Genomic DNA, 15,997 nt, shown 5'->3' on the forward strand with positions numbered 1-15,997 from the left:
AAATTTATTGTATAAATATAAACAATATTATATTGTTTTATAATAATTAACCTCGATATATCCTCATATATTATAAAAAATATTCTCTTTTCTACCGTTTTTAAAACCCGCTCATCAAAATGTTTTTCTACTTGGCAAGGAGGATTTTTCTCTTTTAATATTTGCGTTAAGCGGTTAATATTGAGGAAGTTTCTAGCGCTTTTCACTTAATGTAGTAAAAATTTTTCTACCTTATAGAAGAACAGCTATCATGAAAAACGTTAAAAATACGATTTATCTGCTTATAGCAAGGTGTAAAATTCTTCCTATAAGCAAGATCGTGACGAGGGGGTCGTTTTGCGAAAACAGGCAGTTATAGCTTTTCTTATTTTTACTGTGGTCGGGGGTTTCGGATTATGCGTTTGTCGTTGCATGACAAACTATTTTTTATATTCACGTTTTTTCAATGACCGTTTCATTCTCGATATGATGGAAAATTTCAGTAGTATCGCGGCTATATTATTCTATCTTGCGGAAAATCTGCTGGAAGCTGCCATTTTTTCGATTTTTCCTACAGTCTACCTTTATCAGTTAAAAAGATTACCAATAGTATTTGTGATGTCCTATTCGGGGGCTATTTATCTGATGGGGGCAATCGGAGTTGCTTTCTATCTTAATCTTGCGCGTGTTACATTACCGCTCAATTCAATTCTCGTTTACGTGCTACTGACGCCATTTCTTTATATCATTGTACCAATCTGGCTTGCCTATATGGTCTATTATATTTATTGGCTTGCACACGCGGAAATGAAAACTTAAAAGTCATCTAACAACTCGATGACTTGTGAGCATTATGACAGACCATAATAAATCAACTCTTTATAGCTACCCGATGCGTGGCTTTGGCGTTATTACAATTTTTCTGTTGCTTGGGCCAGCCGTCCAGACGATTGTCGGAGTATACCTCCTTCATCATTGGGTAGGCGGCACAAATCTGCTCGTAGAGATTTTTGATGTTTTCGGTAACGAAGTGCGTCCAAGATTTTTATCCGGTTATTCCTATTACATGCCTTCGGTGTTTTTAAGCGGTGTATTTTGTTCTCTTCCCCCCTCACGTGGACTGGGGCTTTCACTTTCAACATCTATCTGGCGCACAATTCTTGTCAGTCTATGTGTAGAAATATTCTATCTCATCATGTCACGCCCCTATATGGAACATATGACAAGTGAAAATATTCTTCGCGGCCTTTCCTACGGCTTCATCCAATGGATCTTTGTAGGATGGGTTTGCTGGATTCTTGCAACCGGTTTCAGACTTGATAAACCGGTCAATGATTGATGTCCGGCGGTCGGAGCAAAATACTTCTCGAAACAGATCGATACCTATCTTTTAAAACCTGAAAAACCTGTATGTTTTAAAAAACTGTAAAGCAAGCGCGAGCGAAACATTATTAAAATAATATTCTAAAGGTCTGAAGGTCCGGAAAAACCGCGCTTTCGTTTATTAAGCAAAAAACGTGATTGGCTCCACGTTAAAACTATGCTGTGACAGCTATCTATATTCGAGAATAAAGGATATTTTTTCTCATGAGTAAAAATGCCGACATAACAGTACGCCCCGTCGGTTTTTTGCTAGCGCGCTTTCTCCAAGCTGTGCTTGTCTTTGTTGCCGGGATTATCATTCTGCCTACAGCATGGTCTTTCTTTTTTCTCCTGTTCGGCGGATGGTTTAAAACATTCGGCTTTTCATTGACCATTGCTTTCTTCCGACCTTTTCAGATCTATCTGCCAAGTTTTATAACCGCCTGTCTTATCGCTTTTATATTAGCGGCGAGAAGCGCGAGCTGGGGAAGTATTTCCCTGCGATTTACGTTGATAACCTCGGTCTTGATGGCACTTTTGTTCGACGGTTCCATTCGTGCTTTCAAATTTCTGTTTCCTACACTTTTTGCCAGTGTGGGCATCCAGAATGAAGCATTCCTTTATTGGACGATTGCATGGATTTTTGCCGGTTTCTTATTCTTTATCATTCTGAACTTGAGCGGCCTTACATTGCGTTACAAGGAAATGGAAAGGCCTCGGCTTGTTGATGGCATGAAATTTGCAATCGTCTACGCAATTTACGGTCCGGTACTTTATATCATCATCACATTATGGATCATGGTGGGTGATAGTTTGAGCTATCTTGGAGCGCGCGGTACAATCTCCGGAGAAATAAACACCGCCGGCCTCATGCTTGTGAGCCTTACCGTTTTCTGTGGCGTGCGCAGGCTGCGCCTTCAAGGTTCCCTCTCCTGGCGCTGGCTTTTTAGCATAACAATCGCCATCTCTCTGGTTTTCTGGATTGTTGATAGTATTTTTGTATCGAAATCGGATTGGCAGCTCACCGGACTTTATGTTCTGGCTGTTTATCTTTTGACCGCTATCAGCCTTTCTCTAATTGCCGGCGGGCTACTATATTTGCTGGGGGTGCCATTTAACGGGAAACGTTTTCAAAAAATTATTCGGCCATCGCCTCGTTTCCACCATGGAAGCCGGTTCTTTTTTGCACTTTTTCTGTTCATTATCTTTTTTATTTCTGCACCCCCCCTATGGCAATCGGGAACGATCCTATGGCGGGCATTGCTCTTTTCCTTTCCGCCTGCTTCGTTTTTTACCGCCAGTCTTTCGCTTGCCTATCTTAATGCAGGCCTTATTTTCGGCGGTTTTGTTGCAATTGTTGCGTTCCTGAAACGCCAGATAGACTTCGTTTCTATCTTTCTTGCGGCATTTATTTGTGCCCTTTGCAGCCTATTTCTGCCAATAAGCTATCTGGGCGTCAACTTCGGCCTCGTTTTCAATTCAATCGGCTGGTCAATGCTGCTTCTTGCCCCTTGTGCAGCATTCGGATTCTACATTGCAAGTCTTTGCAAACAAGTTATTGTGAATTCAGGGAAAACTTGAAAATTTACGTAATTGTATCGAAGGCACCGGAGACTTGAAGAGGCCTGATATTGTATTCCCTCTATCTATATTTCCATTCTGTTCGGCTGTCAGCCTAATTTTTGTAAGTTAAAAGCTCACAATATTTGGTATCGGTCTTCAGGCTCGTCACATAGTTGACCGGTTAAGACACAAAAACGGAAGACAAATCCATATTTGAAATCATATTTTTCGATAAATTCAATAATCCGATTGAAAGCACTTCGCTCATCTTTGGCGAACATTGCAGAAGATTGGGACCAGTGATACAAATTAACAGATTATTAATATTCTCAGGCGGAGTGGTGTTTATGAAACCTGTTGTGGCTGCGTTCATTATGTGTCTTACCCTGTGCTCTTTCGCCTTCGCTCAGGAAGGCCAGAATAATGACAAGACATCAACAGCCCCTGCGCAAGCAACAGCGACAGCACCAACGGAATCAGCAACAACGACAGCACCCGCAGTAGCAACAAAAACGACAGCGTCTGTTGATGCAACCAAGGTCGAAGGCAACCAACAGCCCGAAAATCCTTCTCCGGCACAGAATACACCGACAGAACCATCGGGAAAGCCTATGACTTTTGCTCTCCACACAAGCAATCAAGGCCAATGTCCCACATGTCGCTGGATCAGTGCGGAGGGCAACATCGTTCCTGATACGCCCGCTTCGTTCAATCGCTTTCTTGAAGAAAACAAGCTTGCCGACACGCTTTCAACCCCCGATGGCTTGTTGATATCTTTTCACTCCAACGGAGGGGATATCCTTGCGGCAATTGCATTGGGCAGAGAGATCAGGAAACATAATTTCGATACAACTGTCGGCAACACAATCGTTAAACCCCTGGAAAGTGAAAAACTGGCAAATCAGAATGATGACAAATCTGCCGATAAAGCAGATAGCAAAGCCGACGACAAAGACAAAACCGAAAATAACTCTGCTTCAGAAACACAAGAAGTTAAAACCGTTTCGGAACGGATCGACGGAATATGCCGGGAAGCTTGCATATGGGCATTTCTGGGCGGTAGAGCTCGCAATGTTAATAACGGTAAACTGGAATTACGCACCTACCGTCCGCCACTTGACGGAGCTGGTACCACCTCTGGTCAGGAAGTCAGCGTGCGCCAACAACAACTTGCCGACATTGCTTATATAGCAGATTACTCGGAAGAAATGGGGTTTAATCCCGTCATAGCTTTCTTAAATTGGGATAATGCGGATTCACATATATTTTCAAGTGATGAAATACGGAACTATTCGATCGATTTTTCACCTGATGTGATTGGACAATGGCAATTGGCGCCAATTAACGAAACACTTGTCGCAATAGCTTCAAGCAATGACAAAAAGACTTCGGCACGTCTTTATTGTGATAGTCATAAAACAATGTTTCTCGAGATAAGTGGACCAACACGCTATAGCGCAGAGAACTATCAGAATTATCAGCAAACCGTCCAAACGTTACAAATCTGGGGAATGAGCGTAGGGATAAACCAGGTGCAGACCAACTTGTCTGAAGGGCGGGTCGTCTACACAATCGAGCTTCCGAAAAGTCCGTTACAGGATTGGCATGTCGACGCGCCCTTTCTCAAAGGAGATAACGTAGCTGAACCGTTAAAGGGAATTTTCAATATTGAATTTTCCGATATGCCGGGTCTGAAGCAAGCAGCACGCTTCGTTATGAACAACTGTCCTTCAACATCACGCTAACAAGCATCATCCACCTTCATTTTTCCAACTTGAAAAAGATTTCCAGAATGGCGAAAGGCATAAAAACGCCCAATAGAAAAAACACAATCGAGACGGGCAATTGATCCAATATTTCGCTCACCCAACCTGTCTCGTTCACAGGTGTCTGCGTTAGCATGAACATTTCGGACATTGTCGTCAGGTGAAAAACACCGGCTTTAAGATAGACAATCAGATCCGACAAACCATAGAGCCCTGAAATAATAAAAAGCGGAACGCAAAAGATGAGTGCTGTCAAACACACGAAGTTTTCCTTTTTTTCCCGCTTTTGATCGGACACATCCCCGTCATCATAGATAACGGGGTTGCCGAAATTATCATTCTCGTAGAGATCCAGTTTGACCATTTTCAATAATTACCTCGCAACGTTGATGACGCTTCTTTTAAACGTCCAAACTTGCGCGAGGATGGCGCAAATAAAAAGCGGCCGGTTAAATCGACCGACCGCTTTTAAAACTTGAAATTAATTTTCGAACATTAACTGATAAACGTATTTCAAAGAATTGCGGTCAAGCTTTTATGGTTCTGAGCCTAAACTATCGCAACCCCGTAATAAATCAAACTATATCAGTGCTTCTTGTGATGAGAGGCAACGCGTTTATGATGCACATTGGCTTTCTTGTGATGAACAACGGCTTTCTTATGGTGATAAACCGCATGTTGTTCAGCATAAGCAGGAGCCAACGACATTTTCGATACACCAAGAGCAAGGTTCAAGCCTTCATGGGCGTCAACACTCAAAGGCTGCAATGTGAGACCATTGGCTGGACCGAAGCCAAGGAGTTGACTACCGGCACCGGCTGCAAGGCTGATGCTTGATCCAACACCACCGTAATTACCTGCAAGCGAGCCATTGGAATGGGCATTAGGCGAAGTTGCAAGAACCCACCATGTCATTTTGGTGCGGCCTGTTACGCCGAGGTCAAGACCGTAATTTTCGATACGGCCGACATAATGGTCGTTGATCGAATGACCGTTAATCGGGATAAATTCGCAATCAAGCGCTTTTGAAGAGCTTACAAATTGTCCAATACCGCCCTTGCTGTCGCAGGTAAGCGTACCCGATACCAAGCCCGTTGCACCAGCTTGTGTTTGCATGGATAAAAGCGCAGTAGCAGCAAATGCCAAGGATGCAAAAAGTGTTTTCTGATGTTTCATCATTTACGTTCCTTCCTAAACGCTAAACTCGTTCAACAACGAAAGTTCCAAAACGTAGTTTCGACTGGAATATAAGCTCTCGAACGCCGAAACACTAATGATTTAATAAATTATTACAAATGTGTGATTTTAAATAGACCTTTTTTAAAAAAGGCAAGACAAGAAAACTGAAAACCCCGGCCTTGCGACCGGGGTTTGGAACTCTTCATTTAATATGATTGAAAGTATTAAGCCTATGAAAGCTATCCGTTATGGATGGGGTTCTGCAGGAGGTTCCGGCGCATCGGGCCCTTTAAGACCTTCAGGGCCATCTTTCGGACCCGGATGCGGCAAAGCATAACGTTCCAGTTTTGCTAACTGGTCAGCGTCCAGAACTTTACGCAGTTCACTTGCAGCTTCTTTGAACTTTTTAGCTTTTTCAGCATGATCAAGAGCCCGATCGGCAATCGGTTCACCGAAAATAGGTTTTACCGCATCGGGTGCCGGTTTTGCATCCGGAGCTGGTGGCGGCGGCGGGGTAAGGTCAACCAGATCAACAAGGCTTGAAGTATATTTACGCCATGCATCAAGCTGGTTTGAACGAATACCGACAGCCGTTTCCATCGCCGAAAGCTTTTCAGCCATATGCATTCCGGCATGAGGCCCTCTGAAATGTTCATGTCCTTTTTCCGGCCCTTTCGGACCTTTATCCTCTGGCCCGTTATGATGATGAGGCGGCTTTGGATGATGTTCACCATGTGCAGGCGGCGGTGTTGGCTCTGCCAAAGCAGAAGAAACGAAAGCCGGAGCAAGCAATGATGAAGCAAACACTGACGCAAGCAGTAATTTTTTCATTTTTATACTCCCTTTTTGAGAACAGTTAATGGAATTACTGTTTTTAAATTTATTTCTTAACTAATAATCTGGACGCACAAAAAGGCGAAATTGCGGTAAAAATCGAGCATTTATGGGGCCCTAGATTAATTCTTGGCAATGTTTGGCTAATCCCGTTTCATCACCTGCCGACGAAAATCGCTTACTGTTTGATACGGGCAATATCCTCTTCCGGAATTTTATGATCAACCACCCGTTTGCGGTGGAAAATGAAAAGTCCTGCAAAGATGATAATTGCCGCTCCGATAATGATGTAACGATCCGGATAATTGTTGAAAAATATTATTCCGAAAATAATGCCCCATAACAGCAGCGTATATTGCAAAGGAGCAAGCACCGAAGCCGGTGCAAGCTTTAATGAACGGGCAATCAAAAGGTGCCCGCAGCACGATACGACACCAAGAAGTGCCATTGCCCCCCATTGTAACATTGTTGGCTCTGTCCAATGATTAATTGTCAAAACCAATCCAACAAGAAGTGCACCGATTGTTTGCCAGGTAACGAGAACAGTATCCGTAACATCTTTTAAAACACGGCTCAAAACGATAACCATCGAAAAGCCGAAACTGCCAAGAAGGGCAAAAATTGATGGCCATGAAAGCATAGCCGATGAAGGACGAAGCGCAATGATAACGCCGATAAAGCCCACAAAGATTGCAAGCCAACGGCGCCAACCAATACGCTCATTCAGGAAAAAGTGCGATACTGCTGCCACATAGATCGGCCCTGCCATATAAAATGTAACGACATCTGCGAGAGGCAAATAAGCGACAGCTGCATAAAACAGCCCCGTATCCATTGTGGCGAAAACCACCCGCAGCAAAATAAGAAACGGTTTTTTGGGCTTAAACAAATTTTGTGGCGTGACGGTAGTAAGCATCGGCCCCAAAATCAGAAACGCACCAATCGAACGCAGCATTAAAACCTGTCCGACAGAAAATGTCGCTACCAGCCACTTGCCCATGGCATCATTGGCTGCAAACATGAAGTCGCCGAGAAGCATCAACAACATGCCCATAAGCACGATGTGATCGGACATTTTTACCGCTTTAAACCAATTCATAAAACCAGTCTCACGAAACCAAATTATTTAAAGAATCGCAGTTCAGAAACGAGAATTGACAGATAAGTCAAATTTTGTCCATTGTATTTTCTTTCACTATAAAAAGCAGTCAAACCGTTAATCGGATAAGACAGCCACGTCTTTAAAAAACGTTGCAAAGCGGGATAGGCACCTTGGCTTACACTGATTACGTTATGTTTCGTTAATACGTTTTGGAATGGGAAAAACGTAAAAACACTTTCAAGCTTTATATAGTGATACCATCCTTGATTGTTACGACTTATCTCCGGTTTCAATAAAAATGACGATGACATTTTACAATTCCACCCGTGCACATAACAAAATCATAGTAAATAAAGAGAGACCGCTTTATAACGACTTTATGACTTTCCGAAAATATAGCTAACGCGTCGGTTCAAAATCGAAAATTAGGCGCAAGTTTTGGCTTTTAAAATTGGGAGAAAAAATTGGCCGATAAAAAACTCGAAGAAACCCACCTTATCAGCGATGTCAAACTTCCGAATGATGATAAAAGCCTCAAAGCTATAATCAACGAGGCGAATGGCCGAATTACAGTTTGGGAAGGTGGGGTATTTATTCCGCTTGCCTTTCTGGTGTTGGGAATTGCGCTCATTGGCACTGCCTATCAGAATTTTCAAATAGGAAAGATGATGACAATGGTCATTCTTGGTGCCTTGGCGTTGTTATTATTTGTTATTCTGATCCGTACGATGATACGTCGCCGTATCCCCTATATGGTACTTTCCCCGGAAGGATTGGAAACCACAGTGTTCAAAACGCCTGTGCCATGGCGCGGAATAACAGATTTCCAGATCAATTCGTCAAAAAGCAATTCGATGAACATCGCTGTCGGAATGGAATTTGTTATTGACGACAAATTTTTACCTGAAGAAAACGCAAAATGCCGTGGTGGCTCCTATTATGACAAGGCAAAAAAGAAATTGATGATTTCCGGTTTCAATTTCCGTCTTGAAACCAATCGGGATAAATTAATCAACGAGCTTGATACATATCGCAATGCAGCTCTCGCCCGCCATAAACTTGAAATGAAAAAATATAAATAATTCCGGCAGGCTTTTTCCCTTTTATCAAGCTTCACCAAAAAGGCGCATGATCCTATCTGCTCATGCGCCTGATCTTTATCTTCAAATTGGGCTAAAACCGGCCTTTTCCGATAATAGAATTTTATCTAACGACGTCCGCAACGGCGCAATTGCTGGTCATAACGGCGTGCCATCTGATCGGTTCTTTCGGCTGCTGACAGGATTGCACTGCTTGCCCGCCCGCCGGAACGCGCATAAGCACTATGTCCCATATAATAATTGAGATAGAGCGCATAAGCATTATTAGGATTGATACCGTTAAGTTTTACACTTTGGCTGTGATACCAGCCGATAAAATCGGCCGCATCTGCAAAATTGGTGCGTTTTGCGCCGCGATTACCGGTAGCACGGATATAATGTTCCCATGTTCCGTCGAGAGCCTGAGAATAACCATAGGCTGAAGACCGACGCTTCCACGGAATAAAACCGAAGAGCTTTTTGCGCGGCGGACGGGCATTATGTTTATAGCCGGATTCGGTATTCATTGTTGCCATGATAATCGGCATCGGTATACCGTAACGGCTTTCTGCCTTTTTGGCTGATTTCTCCCAATTATTGAAAAAACCATCCTTTTGGTCAAAGACGGCGCAAACATTGTTTGTATGTGTGGGGGCTCTTGATGCACAACCACCCAGCACCGCTACAAGCGCCACGAGAAACACTATGCGCTTCATGATCAATACCTCTGTTTTAACTAACGAGGATATAGTGGTCGTCTTAACAGATTGTTAAGATGTTTGTTAACCATGTTTCCAGCTTTTACCCTGTTAGCGTGTTAGCCGGTTCAGATTTCAACTATTTGTTTAGAGTTGAAAAAGAGAATTGTCCGCAATGATATTCATTCTAAGGACATTTCTCATGAAGTGCTTACGTCTAAAACTTCACTCGAACTGGTTGGGAGCCACGGCACTCGCAGGAACCTTGGGAATTGGCATTTTTTCCCTGACAGCTATTCAACCGGTTACGGCACAATCGATTTTTCTTTCCGGCGGTGGTGGCGGCGGCGGGTCGCTAACCGGAAATGGTGGTTATGGTGCAGGTGCTCTTATTAGCGCGGAAAAGCCTGATATTCGCGGTCATGGTGGTCAAGGTTCGGGGGAAAACGGAGGTGCTGGTGGCGCTGGTGGCACTGGTGCCTCGGATTCGTATACAGGCAAAAACACGTTGACTGACGATCAGAAAAATGCGCTGGATGGCATTAACTTTGGCGATATATCGTCAGGTAACGAATTCATACACAATCAAGGCGGCTCAGGAGCAGATGTTGGTGCCACTATAGAGAAGGATATCACTATAGAAAATATTATTCTTGAGGCCGGCGATGGAGGAAATCCTGCCTTATTACCAGACGGCCAGTCAGGAGCTGTAGGAGCTGGTGGACCAGGAGGGAACGTCCGTTTAAAGGGTTCCGACAAAAAAATCACAGTTACGAAAAGTATAAGTATTACAAGTGGAAAAACAGGCGGCAACGATCCAAACAAAAATAATGCCGGCGGTATTGAATTCTTGGCGGGATCTGTAATTGTCGGCGGTAAGGATGTCTCTATCAACCTCACACGCCAAGACGGCGAGTTAAAATTTAAAACCAATCAACTAGACGCGAGCAACGGTGATCTCACACTTAATCTTGACAACACCCAATCCTGGTCCCCACACACTAACACGGGTGTGACTTTCGGCGATCTAACAATCGGTATGGGACGCAAATTAACGGTCATCGGAAATGGCGAATATTCTATTTCGTCACTGACAATCGGAAATAAAGTAGAAAGCCCAAACACCGAAGGTAGAGACGAGAGCGCTGTTATTCAACCTGCGAAATTTTCGCTTACCAAAGATCTGATTTTAGATTCAAATTCGAAATTAATTTTCTATCTCCCTGAAAATATTCAAAATGGCGATTCCTTATTGAAGATGACAGGTGATGGCAAAGTTTCAATCAATAATGCCGCAGTCGCGCTCAGACTTGCCGGCAACGATTTACGCCATTTGAGCCCGGGTGATCAGATCAGATTGATTGATGGTGACGTTATTGGAAATTCGTCAACGACAAACCAGACAGTTTCAAATGGTGCAAAAAATTGGAACTTTGATATTGCCACACAGAGAGAGAATCTGGTTGCCTCGCTTAAAGGGCCGACACCTCCTTCAAATACCGATGATGAAACGGGTAAGGGGAATAATTCGGGAATAAATGATCAATCCGGAAGCAATAACGATTCGGGCAAAGATAATAATTCCGGAAAAGGTAATGATACCGATAGCGGTTCCAGCGACAACAGTTCGAATAACCAAAATACCAATTCCGATAACAATAATCAGAATAATGCCAAAGGAGATAATGGAACCCAACCGAATCTTATCGGAAAAGATGATGGCAAGGGTAATATTTATACCGATAACTATGGTGCGGTAACAATTAATCGCGCCAAAGCCAATGCCTATTTCCAGAGCAACGCGGCAGCACTCAATGCTCTTAACTACGGTGCTGACCAGATTGCTTCGATCGACGATTATGTTCTGCCGATGGAAGTCAAAAAATTCGGTCAAACTGTTGAAGGCGTTGTTTTCCTACAAGGCAGTGGTTTCCGGCAAAAAGTCGAAACGGGAAGCCATATCAAGAATGACGGCTACCATTTGATGGGCGGCGGTGGCATCCGTTATCATGAAGACCAGGGCAATCTTCTTGCCACCGTCTTTATCGAGCACGGCGATGGTGATTTTGATACCTACCATCAGAGTATTCATGGAAAAGGCGACTTCAGCTATACCGGCGGTGGCCTTTATACCAAACAGACATGGGATAATGGTTGGTTTATCGACAGTTCGGGACGCGCCGGACGGGTTAAACGCGACTTCAAGAGTGGCGACATCGAAAATGGTGGCTTTGATGATAAAAGCTCCAACTATTACGGCTTCCATATCGGCGGCGGTAAGGAACTCGAAGTTTCGCCCGACAACAAACTTACTTTGAATGGTCGTTTGTTATGGACAAAAATCGAGGATTTCTCGATATTGTCAAAGGCTCAAGAACATTTGGGCTTTGATAGTGCCCGCTCTGTTCGCACGCATTTGGGTGCCCGCCTTGACCATAAGGTTACGCAAGAGGCAAAACTTTATGCAGGTGCCGCATGGGAACAGGAACTTGATGGCGAGATCGAGGGAAAACTCGACAGTTATCGCGTCGATAAGCCTGATTTTAGCGGTGCAAGTGCCGTCTTTGAAGTGGGCGGTAAATACGAGCAAAATCAGGGAATGCAAGGCTGGGTTGCCAATGCAGGCGTCAAAGGCGTTGCCGGCAAACGTGATGAAATTGCAGGTAAAGTCGGCGTCGGCTACCGCTGGTAATCGTGACACCACTTATTCCTGAATTGATAATGAAGGTTGCGGCGCAAATTTGTTTTATGATGCGTCGCAACTTTTTTATTGTCTTTGATAGATGAATTCGCCGTCGATTTTCGGTGTAAAGACCAGACTAAGAGTCGAATCCTTTTTACTTACAGATTGCTTCTACAAATTTACTTACAGGTTGCTTCGCCAAATTGCATTTGTAACTACACGTTTTAACTTCAAACTATTTTTGAATATCCAACCCCAGTTGCTGGGCGGACTTGGTTGGTGGCGTATCGGTTTTTGCAGGCTCCTTCAAATCGAGTTGTTCGATCCTGTCTCCACGATTTTTGATTTTTCCGGTCGTCGTAAGGATATCCTCGACATCTTTGGACGTGCTTTGAAAATGACTATGCAGTTTCTTCACCCGATCATCAAGGCGCACAACTTCTTCCATCAGGCGCCCGACTTCGGTTTGTATCAAATGCGCTTGTTCCCGCATACGGGCATCTTTCATAATGGCTTGCACTACCTGAATCGATAACATCAGAAGAGATGGTGAAACAATGATGACACGCGCGCGATTGGCTTTTTGAACGATTCCTTCAAAATCTTCATGAATTGTAGCGAAGATTGACTCCGAAGGCACAAACATGAAGGCCGTATCCTGCGTTTCTCCGGGGATTATATATTTTCCCGAAATGGCCTTGATATGTGTATCCATATCGGTCTGGAACTGGCGTTCGGCAGCCTGTTTTTCCTGAGGTGTCGGCGCTTCACGCATATTATTCCACGCTTCCAGCGGGAATTTTGCGTCGATAACCAATGACGGGGCATGATTTGGCATAAAGACCAAACAATCAGGCCGCGTTCCATTGGAAAGCGTTGCTTGAAAAGCATAGGCATTGGGCGGCAAGCCATCGGAAATAATGGCTTCCATTCTGCCCTGCCCGAATGCCCCGCGGGTTTGTTTGTTGCTCAAAATCGCCTGCAACTGCACAACTTGGCCGGCAAGCGACTGGATGTTGTTTTGTGCTGTGTCAATAACGGCCAACCTTTCCTGTAATTTGGCAAGATTTTCATGCGTCGATTTTGTCTGCGCATTAATTGTCTGACCAAGATTGTTGCTCATGCCGGTCAATTGTTCGCGGATCGATTGATTGAGTTCGGCTTGCCTGCGGCCGAATATTTCAGCCATTGTTTGCATGCGGCCTTGCATTTCGGCTTGCGTTTTCAGAAGTTCGTTCATATGGATTTCGGCATCTCTCGCCCGTTCTGCAACCTGTGTATCAAGGACAGAGCGGCGCCGGTTGCCAATGATGATAACAATAATCATGACAACAAGCATGGCCGCAAGGATCATGAGCAGCCAGTCCATCATAGTGAAAGAAAAGCCGGCAACGGGAATGAGAGGATGAGACGACGAATCAAACATTTTTCAAGATTAGCGGTTTTCCCGTCACAAAGCGATCAAAAGGCTGAGAAAATCAACAATATCGCATTGACGTACGAAATGTGATTGATTACCTCTTCTTTATGTCGATAAAACCTTTAGTTATTCTCCCTGATCCTATTTTGCGCAAAGTTTCGAAACCGATCGAGCGCGTTGATAAGCCATTGCAAAAATTGGCTGATGATATGTTGGAAACAATGTATGAAGCTCCCGGGATCGGACTGGCAGCAATACAGATCGGCGAGCCTTTACGTCTTTTGGTGATTGATGTTGCCGGTAAAGACGAACCCAAAGCCCCGCAAGTTTTCATCAATCCGGAAATTTTATGGCAATCGGATGAACCCAACGTCTACGAAGAAGGCTGCCTTTCCATTCCCGACTATTATGCGGAAGTGGAGCGCCCGAAACGTGTACGTGTGAGCTATCTTGATCGCGAGGGTAAAGAGAATGAAATCGAGGCCGATGGTTTGTTGGCAACCTGTTTGCAGCATGAAATCGACCATCTCAACGGCGTTCTGTTTATCGACCATATATCCAGATTGAAACGTGATATGGTCATCCGCAAATTTAAAAAATTGGCCAAAGAAAAAGCGCAAAGCGGAGCACGGTTATAATGTCTTTGCGGCTTGCCTTTATGGGAACGCCGGAATTTTCGGTTCCCGTTCTTGAAGCACTTCATCAGGCAGGCCACGAGATTGTGGCTGTCTATAGCCAGCCGCCGCGTCCGGCTGGCCGGCGCGGATTGGAGCTTACCCCCACACCTGTTGCCTCTGCTGCCGAAAAACTCGGCATTGAAGTTCTTACTCCCAAAAGCTTGAAAGACCGGCAAGAACAGGAACGTTTTTCGTCATTCAAGCTTGATGCGGCGATTGTTGTGGCTTACGGGCTTTTATTGCCAAAAGCCATTCTTGGTGCACCGCGTTTTGGCTGTTTTAATGGTCATGCTTCGCTTTTGCCGCGTTGGCGTGGCGCTGCCCCCATTCAGCGGGCAATTATGGCTGGCGATAAAAAAACCGGTATGATGATTATGAAAATGGATGAAGGACTTGATACCGGCCCTATCGCACTTTCAAAATCAATCGACATTGCCCCTGATATGACCGCAGGCGAACTTTACGACGAGTTGGAAAAAATTGCCGCCCCTCTCATGGTAAAAGCCATGGAAAAGCTGGAACAAGGTGATCTGACACTGACCCCTCAGAAATCGGAGGGGGAAACTTATGCCAAAAAAATCACCAAGGATGAAACCCGTATTGACTGGTCGAAACCGGCAAAAGAGTTGCAAAAACGTATATGTGGGCTTTCGCCTTTTCCTGGGAGCTGGTGCGAGATGGAAATTTCCGGTAAACGGGAACGGGTCAAGTTACTGAAAGCAACGCTTGTTGCAGGTTCTTCCCTTGGCGCAGGCCATATCGACCCTGAAACCTTGACAATCCATTGTGGCAAAGGGTGTTTACAAATTACGCGGCTGCAAAAAGCCGGTGGCAAGGCTATGGATGCGGAAACTTTTTTGCATGGTTTTCATGTAACCAAAGTCTATTGATATGGCACGCTTCAAATTAACAATTGAATATGACGGGACGAATTATTGCGGGTGGCAACGACAGGATGGCTTAAGAACCGTTCAGGCGGCGATTGAAGAAGCCATCTTTGCTTTTACAGGCGAAAAAGTGACAATTTTTGGTGCCGGTCGTACCGACGCCGGTGTGCATGCGACAGGACAAGTTGCACATGTCGATCTTCAAAGAGATATGCGTGCCGACAAAGTACGAGATGCTATCAATGCACATCTGACCCTTAACAAAGAAAATGTTGCAATTTTGAAATCGGAAGAAGCCACCGCTGATTTCGACGCACGTTTCTCCGCCCGAAAACGCCATTATCATTTTGTCATCTTGAACAGACGCGCACCGGCGGTTCTTGAAGCAAACCGTGTTTGGTGGGTACCTAAAAAACTTGATGCGGAAAAAATGGATGAAGCGGCGAAGCGGCTTCTGGGGCTTCATGACTTTACCACTTTTCGCTCGAGTGAATGTCAGGCAAAGAGCCCGGTAAAAACCCTTGACCAGCTTGATGTCAAACGTATCGGCGAAGAGATACATATTTATGCAAGTGCCCGTTCATTTCTTCATAACCAGATCCGGTCTTTTGCCGGCAGCTTGATGGAAGTCGGCATCGGTCGATGGAGTGCGGATGATCTTGAAGCTGCGCTTGATGCCAAAGACCGTCGCCGTTGCGGTATGGTTGCTCCCCCGTCGGGACTTTATCTCACACAAGTGGATTATTAATTTTAACGGGTGGCGAAGCG

The 15,997-nt window shown here is 44.6% G+C and carries 15 protein-coding genes; 9 read left to right on the forward strand and 6 right to left on the reverse strand.

Translation table 11 applies throughout. The annotated features are described in order from the left end of the window. The first annotated feature begins 411 nt into the window (after nucleotides 1–411). From PEB0122_RS01185 to PEB0122_RS01200, 4 genes are all read left to right on the forward strand, one after another. The gene (locus tag PEB0122_RS01185; RefSeq protein WP_075869647.1) at nucleotides 412–798 is read left to right on the forward strand and encodes a hypothetical protein; all 387 of its coding nucleotides are present in this window, start codon (nucleotides 412–414) and stop codon (nucleotides 796–798) included. Between the two features lie 34 nt (nucleotides 799–832). Beyond that, on the forward strand, nucleotides 833–1,318 hold the full coding sequence (locus PEB0122_RS01190) for a hypothetical protein (protein WP_075869646.1): 486 nt from the start codon (nucleotides 833–835) through the stop codon (nucleotides 1,316–1,318). Between the two features lie 248 nt (nucleotides 1,319–1,566). Then, nucleotides 1,567–2,922 carry a hypothetical protein gene (locus PEB0122_RS01195; RefSeq protein ID WP_075915270.1) on the forward strand — a complete coding sequence of 452 codons (1,356 nt, stop codon included), beginning with the start codon at nucleotides 1,567–1,569 and terminating at the stop codon, nucleotides 2,920–2,922. A 329-nt stretch (nucleotides 2,923–3,251) separates the two neighbouring features. Then, nucleotides 3,252–4,649: a hypothetical protein gene (locus PEB0122_RS01200; RefSeq protein WP_075915271.1), complete on the forward strand. Its 1,398-nt coding sequence runs from the start codon at nucleotides 3,252–3,254 to the stop codon at nucleotides 4,647–4,649. Between the two features lie 16 nt (nucleotides 4,650–4,665). Here the strand turns inward: PEB0122_RS01200 and PEB0122_RS01205 are convergent, their stop codons facing one another. The 4 genes from PEB0122_RS01205 to PEB0122_RS01220 all read right to left on the reverse strand — a co-directional run bounded on the left by PEB0122_RS01205 (nucleotide 4,666) and on the right by PEB0122_RS01220 (nucleotide 7,782). Then, on the reverse strand, nucleotides 4,666–5,034 hold the full coding sequence (locus PEB0122_RS01205; protein WP_075915272.1) for a hypothetical protein: 369 nt from the start codon (nucleotides 5,032–5,034) through the stop codon (nucleotides 4,666–4,668). A 221-nt stretch (nucleotides 5,035–5,255) separates the two neighbouring features. Then, complete coding sequence (locus PEB0122_RS01210; protein WP_075915273.1) at nucleotides 5,256–5,849, reverse strand: DUF992 domain-containing protein; 594 nt, start codon at nucleotides 5,847–5,849, stop codon at nucleotides 5,256–5,258. A gap of 246 nt (nucleotides 5,850–6,095) precedes the next feature. Beyond that, nucleotides 6,096–6,680 (reverse strand): hypothetical protein, encoded by a 585-nt coding sequence (locus PEB0122_RS01215; protein WP_075915274.1) that lies wholly within the window; start codon nucleotides 6,678–6,680, stop codon nucleotides 6,096–6,098. Nucleotides 6,681–6,861: 181 nt separating this feature from the next. Beyond that, nucleotides 6,862–7,782 carry a DMT family transporter gene (locus tag PEB0122_RS01220; RefSeq protein ID WP_075915275.1) on the reverse strand — a complete coding sequence of 307 codons (921 nt, stop codon included), beginning with the start codon at nucleotides 7,780–7,782 and terminating at the stop codon, nucleotides 6,862–6,864. Nucleotides 7,783–8,249: 467 nt separating this feature from the next. On the opposite strand from PEB0122_RS01220, the gene PEB0122_RS01225 reads away from it, so the two are divergent. Continuing rightward, nucleotides 8,250–8,867: a hypothetical protein gene (locus tag PEB0122_RS01225; protein WP_075915276.1), complete on the forward strand. Its 618-nt coding sequence runs from the start codon at nucleotides 8,250–8,252 to the stop codon at nucleotides 8,865–8,867. A 125-nt stretch (nucleotides 8,868–8,992) separates the two neighbouring features. Here PEB0122_RS01225 and PEB0122_RS01230 read toward each other — a convergent pair whose 3' ends face one another. Next, on the reverse strand, nucleotides 8,993–9,580 hold the full coding sequence (locus PEB0122_RS01230; protein ID WP_075915277.1) for a transglycosylase SLT domain-containing protein: 588 nt from the start codon (nucleotides 9,578–9,580) through the stop codon (nucleotides 8,993–8,995). Between the two features lie 184 nt (nucleotides 9,581–9,764). Between PEB0122_RS01230 and PEB0122_RS01235 the strand changes: the two genes are divergently transcribed. Then, on the forward strand, nucleotides 9,765–12,254 hold the full coding sequence (locus tag PEB0122_RS01235) for an autotransporter outer membrane beta-barrel domain-containing protein (RefSeq protein WP_075915278.1): 2,490 nt from the start codon (nucleotides 9,765–9,767) through the stop codon (nucleotides 12,252–12,254). Between the two features lie 226 nt (nucleotides 12,255–12,480). Here the strand turns inward: PEB0122_RS01235 and PEB0122_RS01240 are convergent, their stop codons facing one another. Then, nucleotides 12,481–13,671, reverse strand: coding sequence for a DNA recombination protein RmuC (locus PEB0122_RS01240; RefSeq protein WP_075915279.1), 1,191 nt, complete (start codon nucleotides 13,669–13,671; stop codon nucleotides 12,481–12,483). A 101-nt stretch (nucleotides 13,672–13,772) separates the two neighbouring features. On the opposite strand from PEB0122_RS01240, the gene def reads away from it, so the two are divergent. From def to truA, 3 genes are read left to right on the forward strand one after another with little or no spacing between them, the layout of a single operon-like run. Next, complete coding sequence (def, locus tag PEB0122_RS01245; RefSeq protein WP_075869635.1) at nucleotides 13,773–14,303, forward strand: peptide deformylase; 531 nt, start codon at nucleotides 13,773–13,775, stop codon at nucleotides 14,301–14,303. Next, complete coding sequence (gene fmt, locus PEB0122_RS01250; protein WP_075915280.1) at nucleotides 14,303–15,232, forward strand: methionyl-tRNA formyltransferase; 930 nt, start codon at nucleotides 14,303–14,305, stop codon at nucleotides 15,230–15,232. Before def ends, fmt begins: the two co-directional genes overlap by 1 nt. Nucleotide 15,233: 1 nt before the next feature. Beyond that, nucleotides 15,234–15,977, forward strand: a complete 744-nt coding sequence (gene truA / locus PEB0122_RS01255; protein ID WP_075869633.1) for a tRNA pseudouridine(38-40) synthase TruA — start codon at nucleotides 15,234–15,236, stop codon at nucleotides 15,975–15,977. Nucleotides 15,978–15,997 lie beyond the last annotated feature (20 nt).

Origin of the sequence: Ditibartonella apis (assembly GCF_001952075.1) — a bacterium.
GTDB lineage: Bacteria > Pseudomonadota > Alphaproteobacteria > Rhizobiales > Rhizobiaceae > Bartonella > Bartonella apis.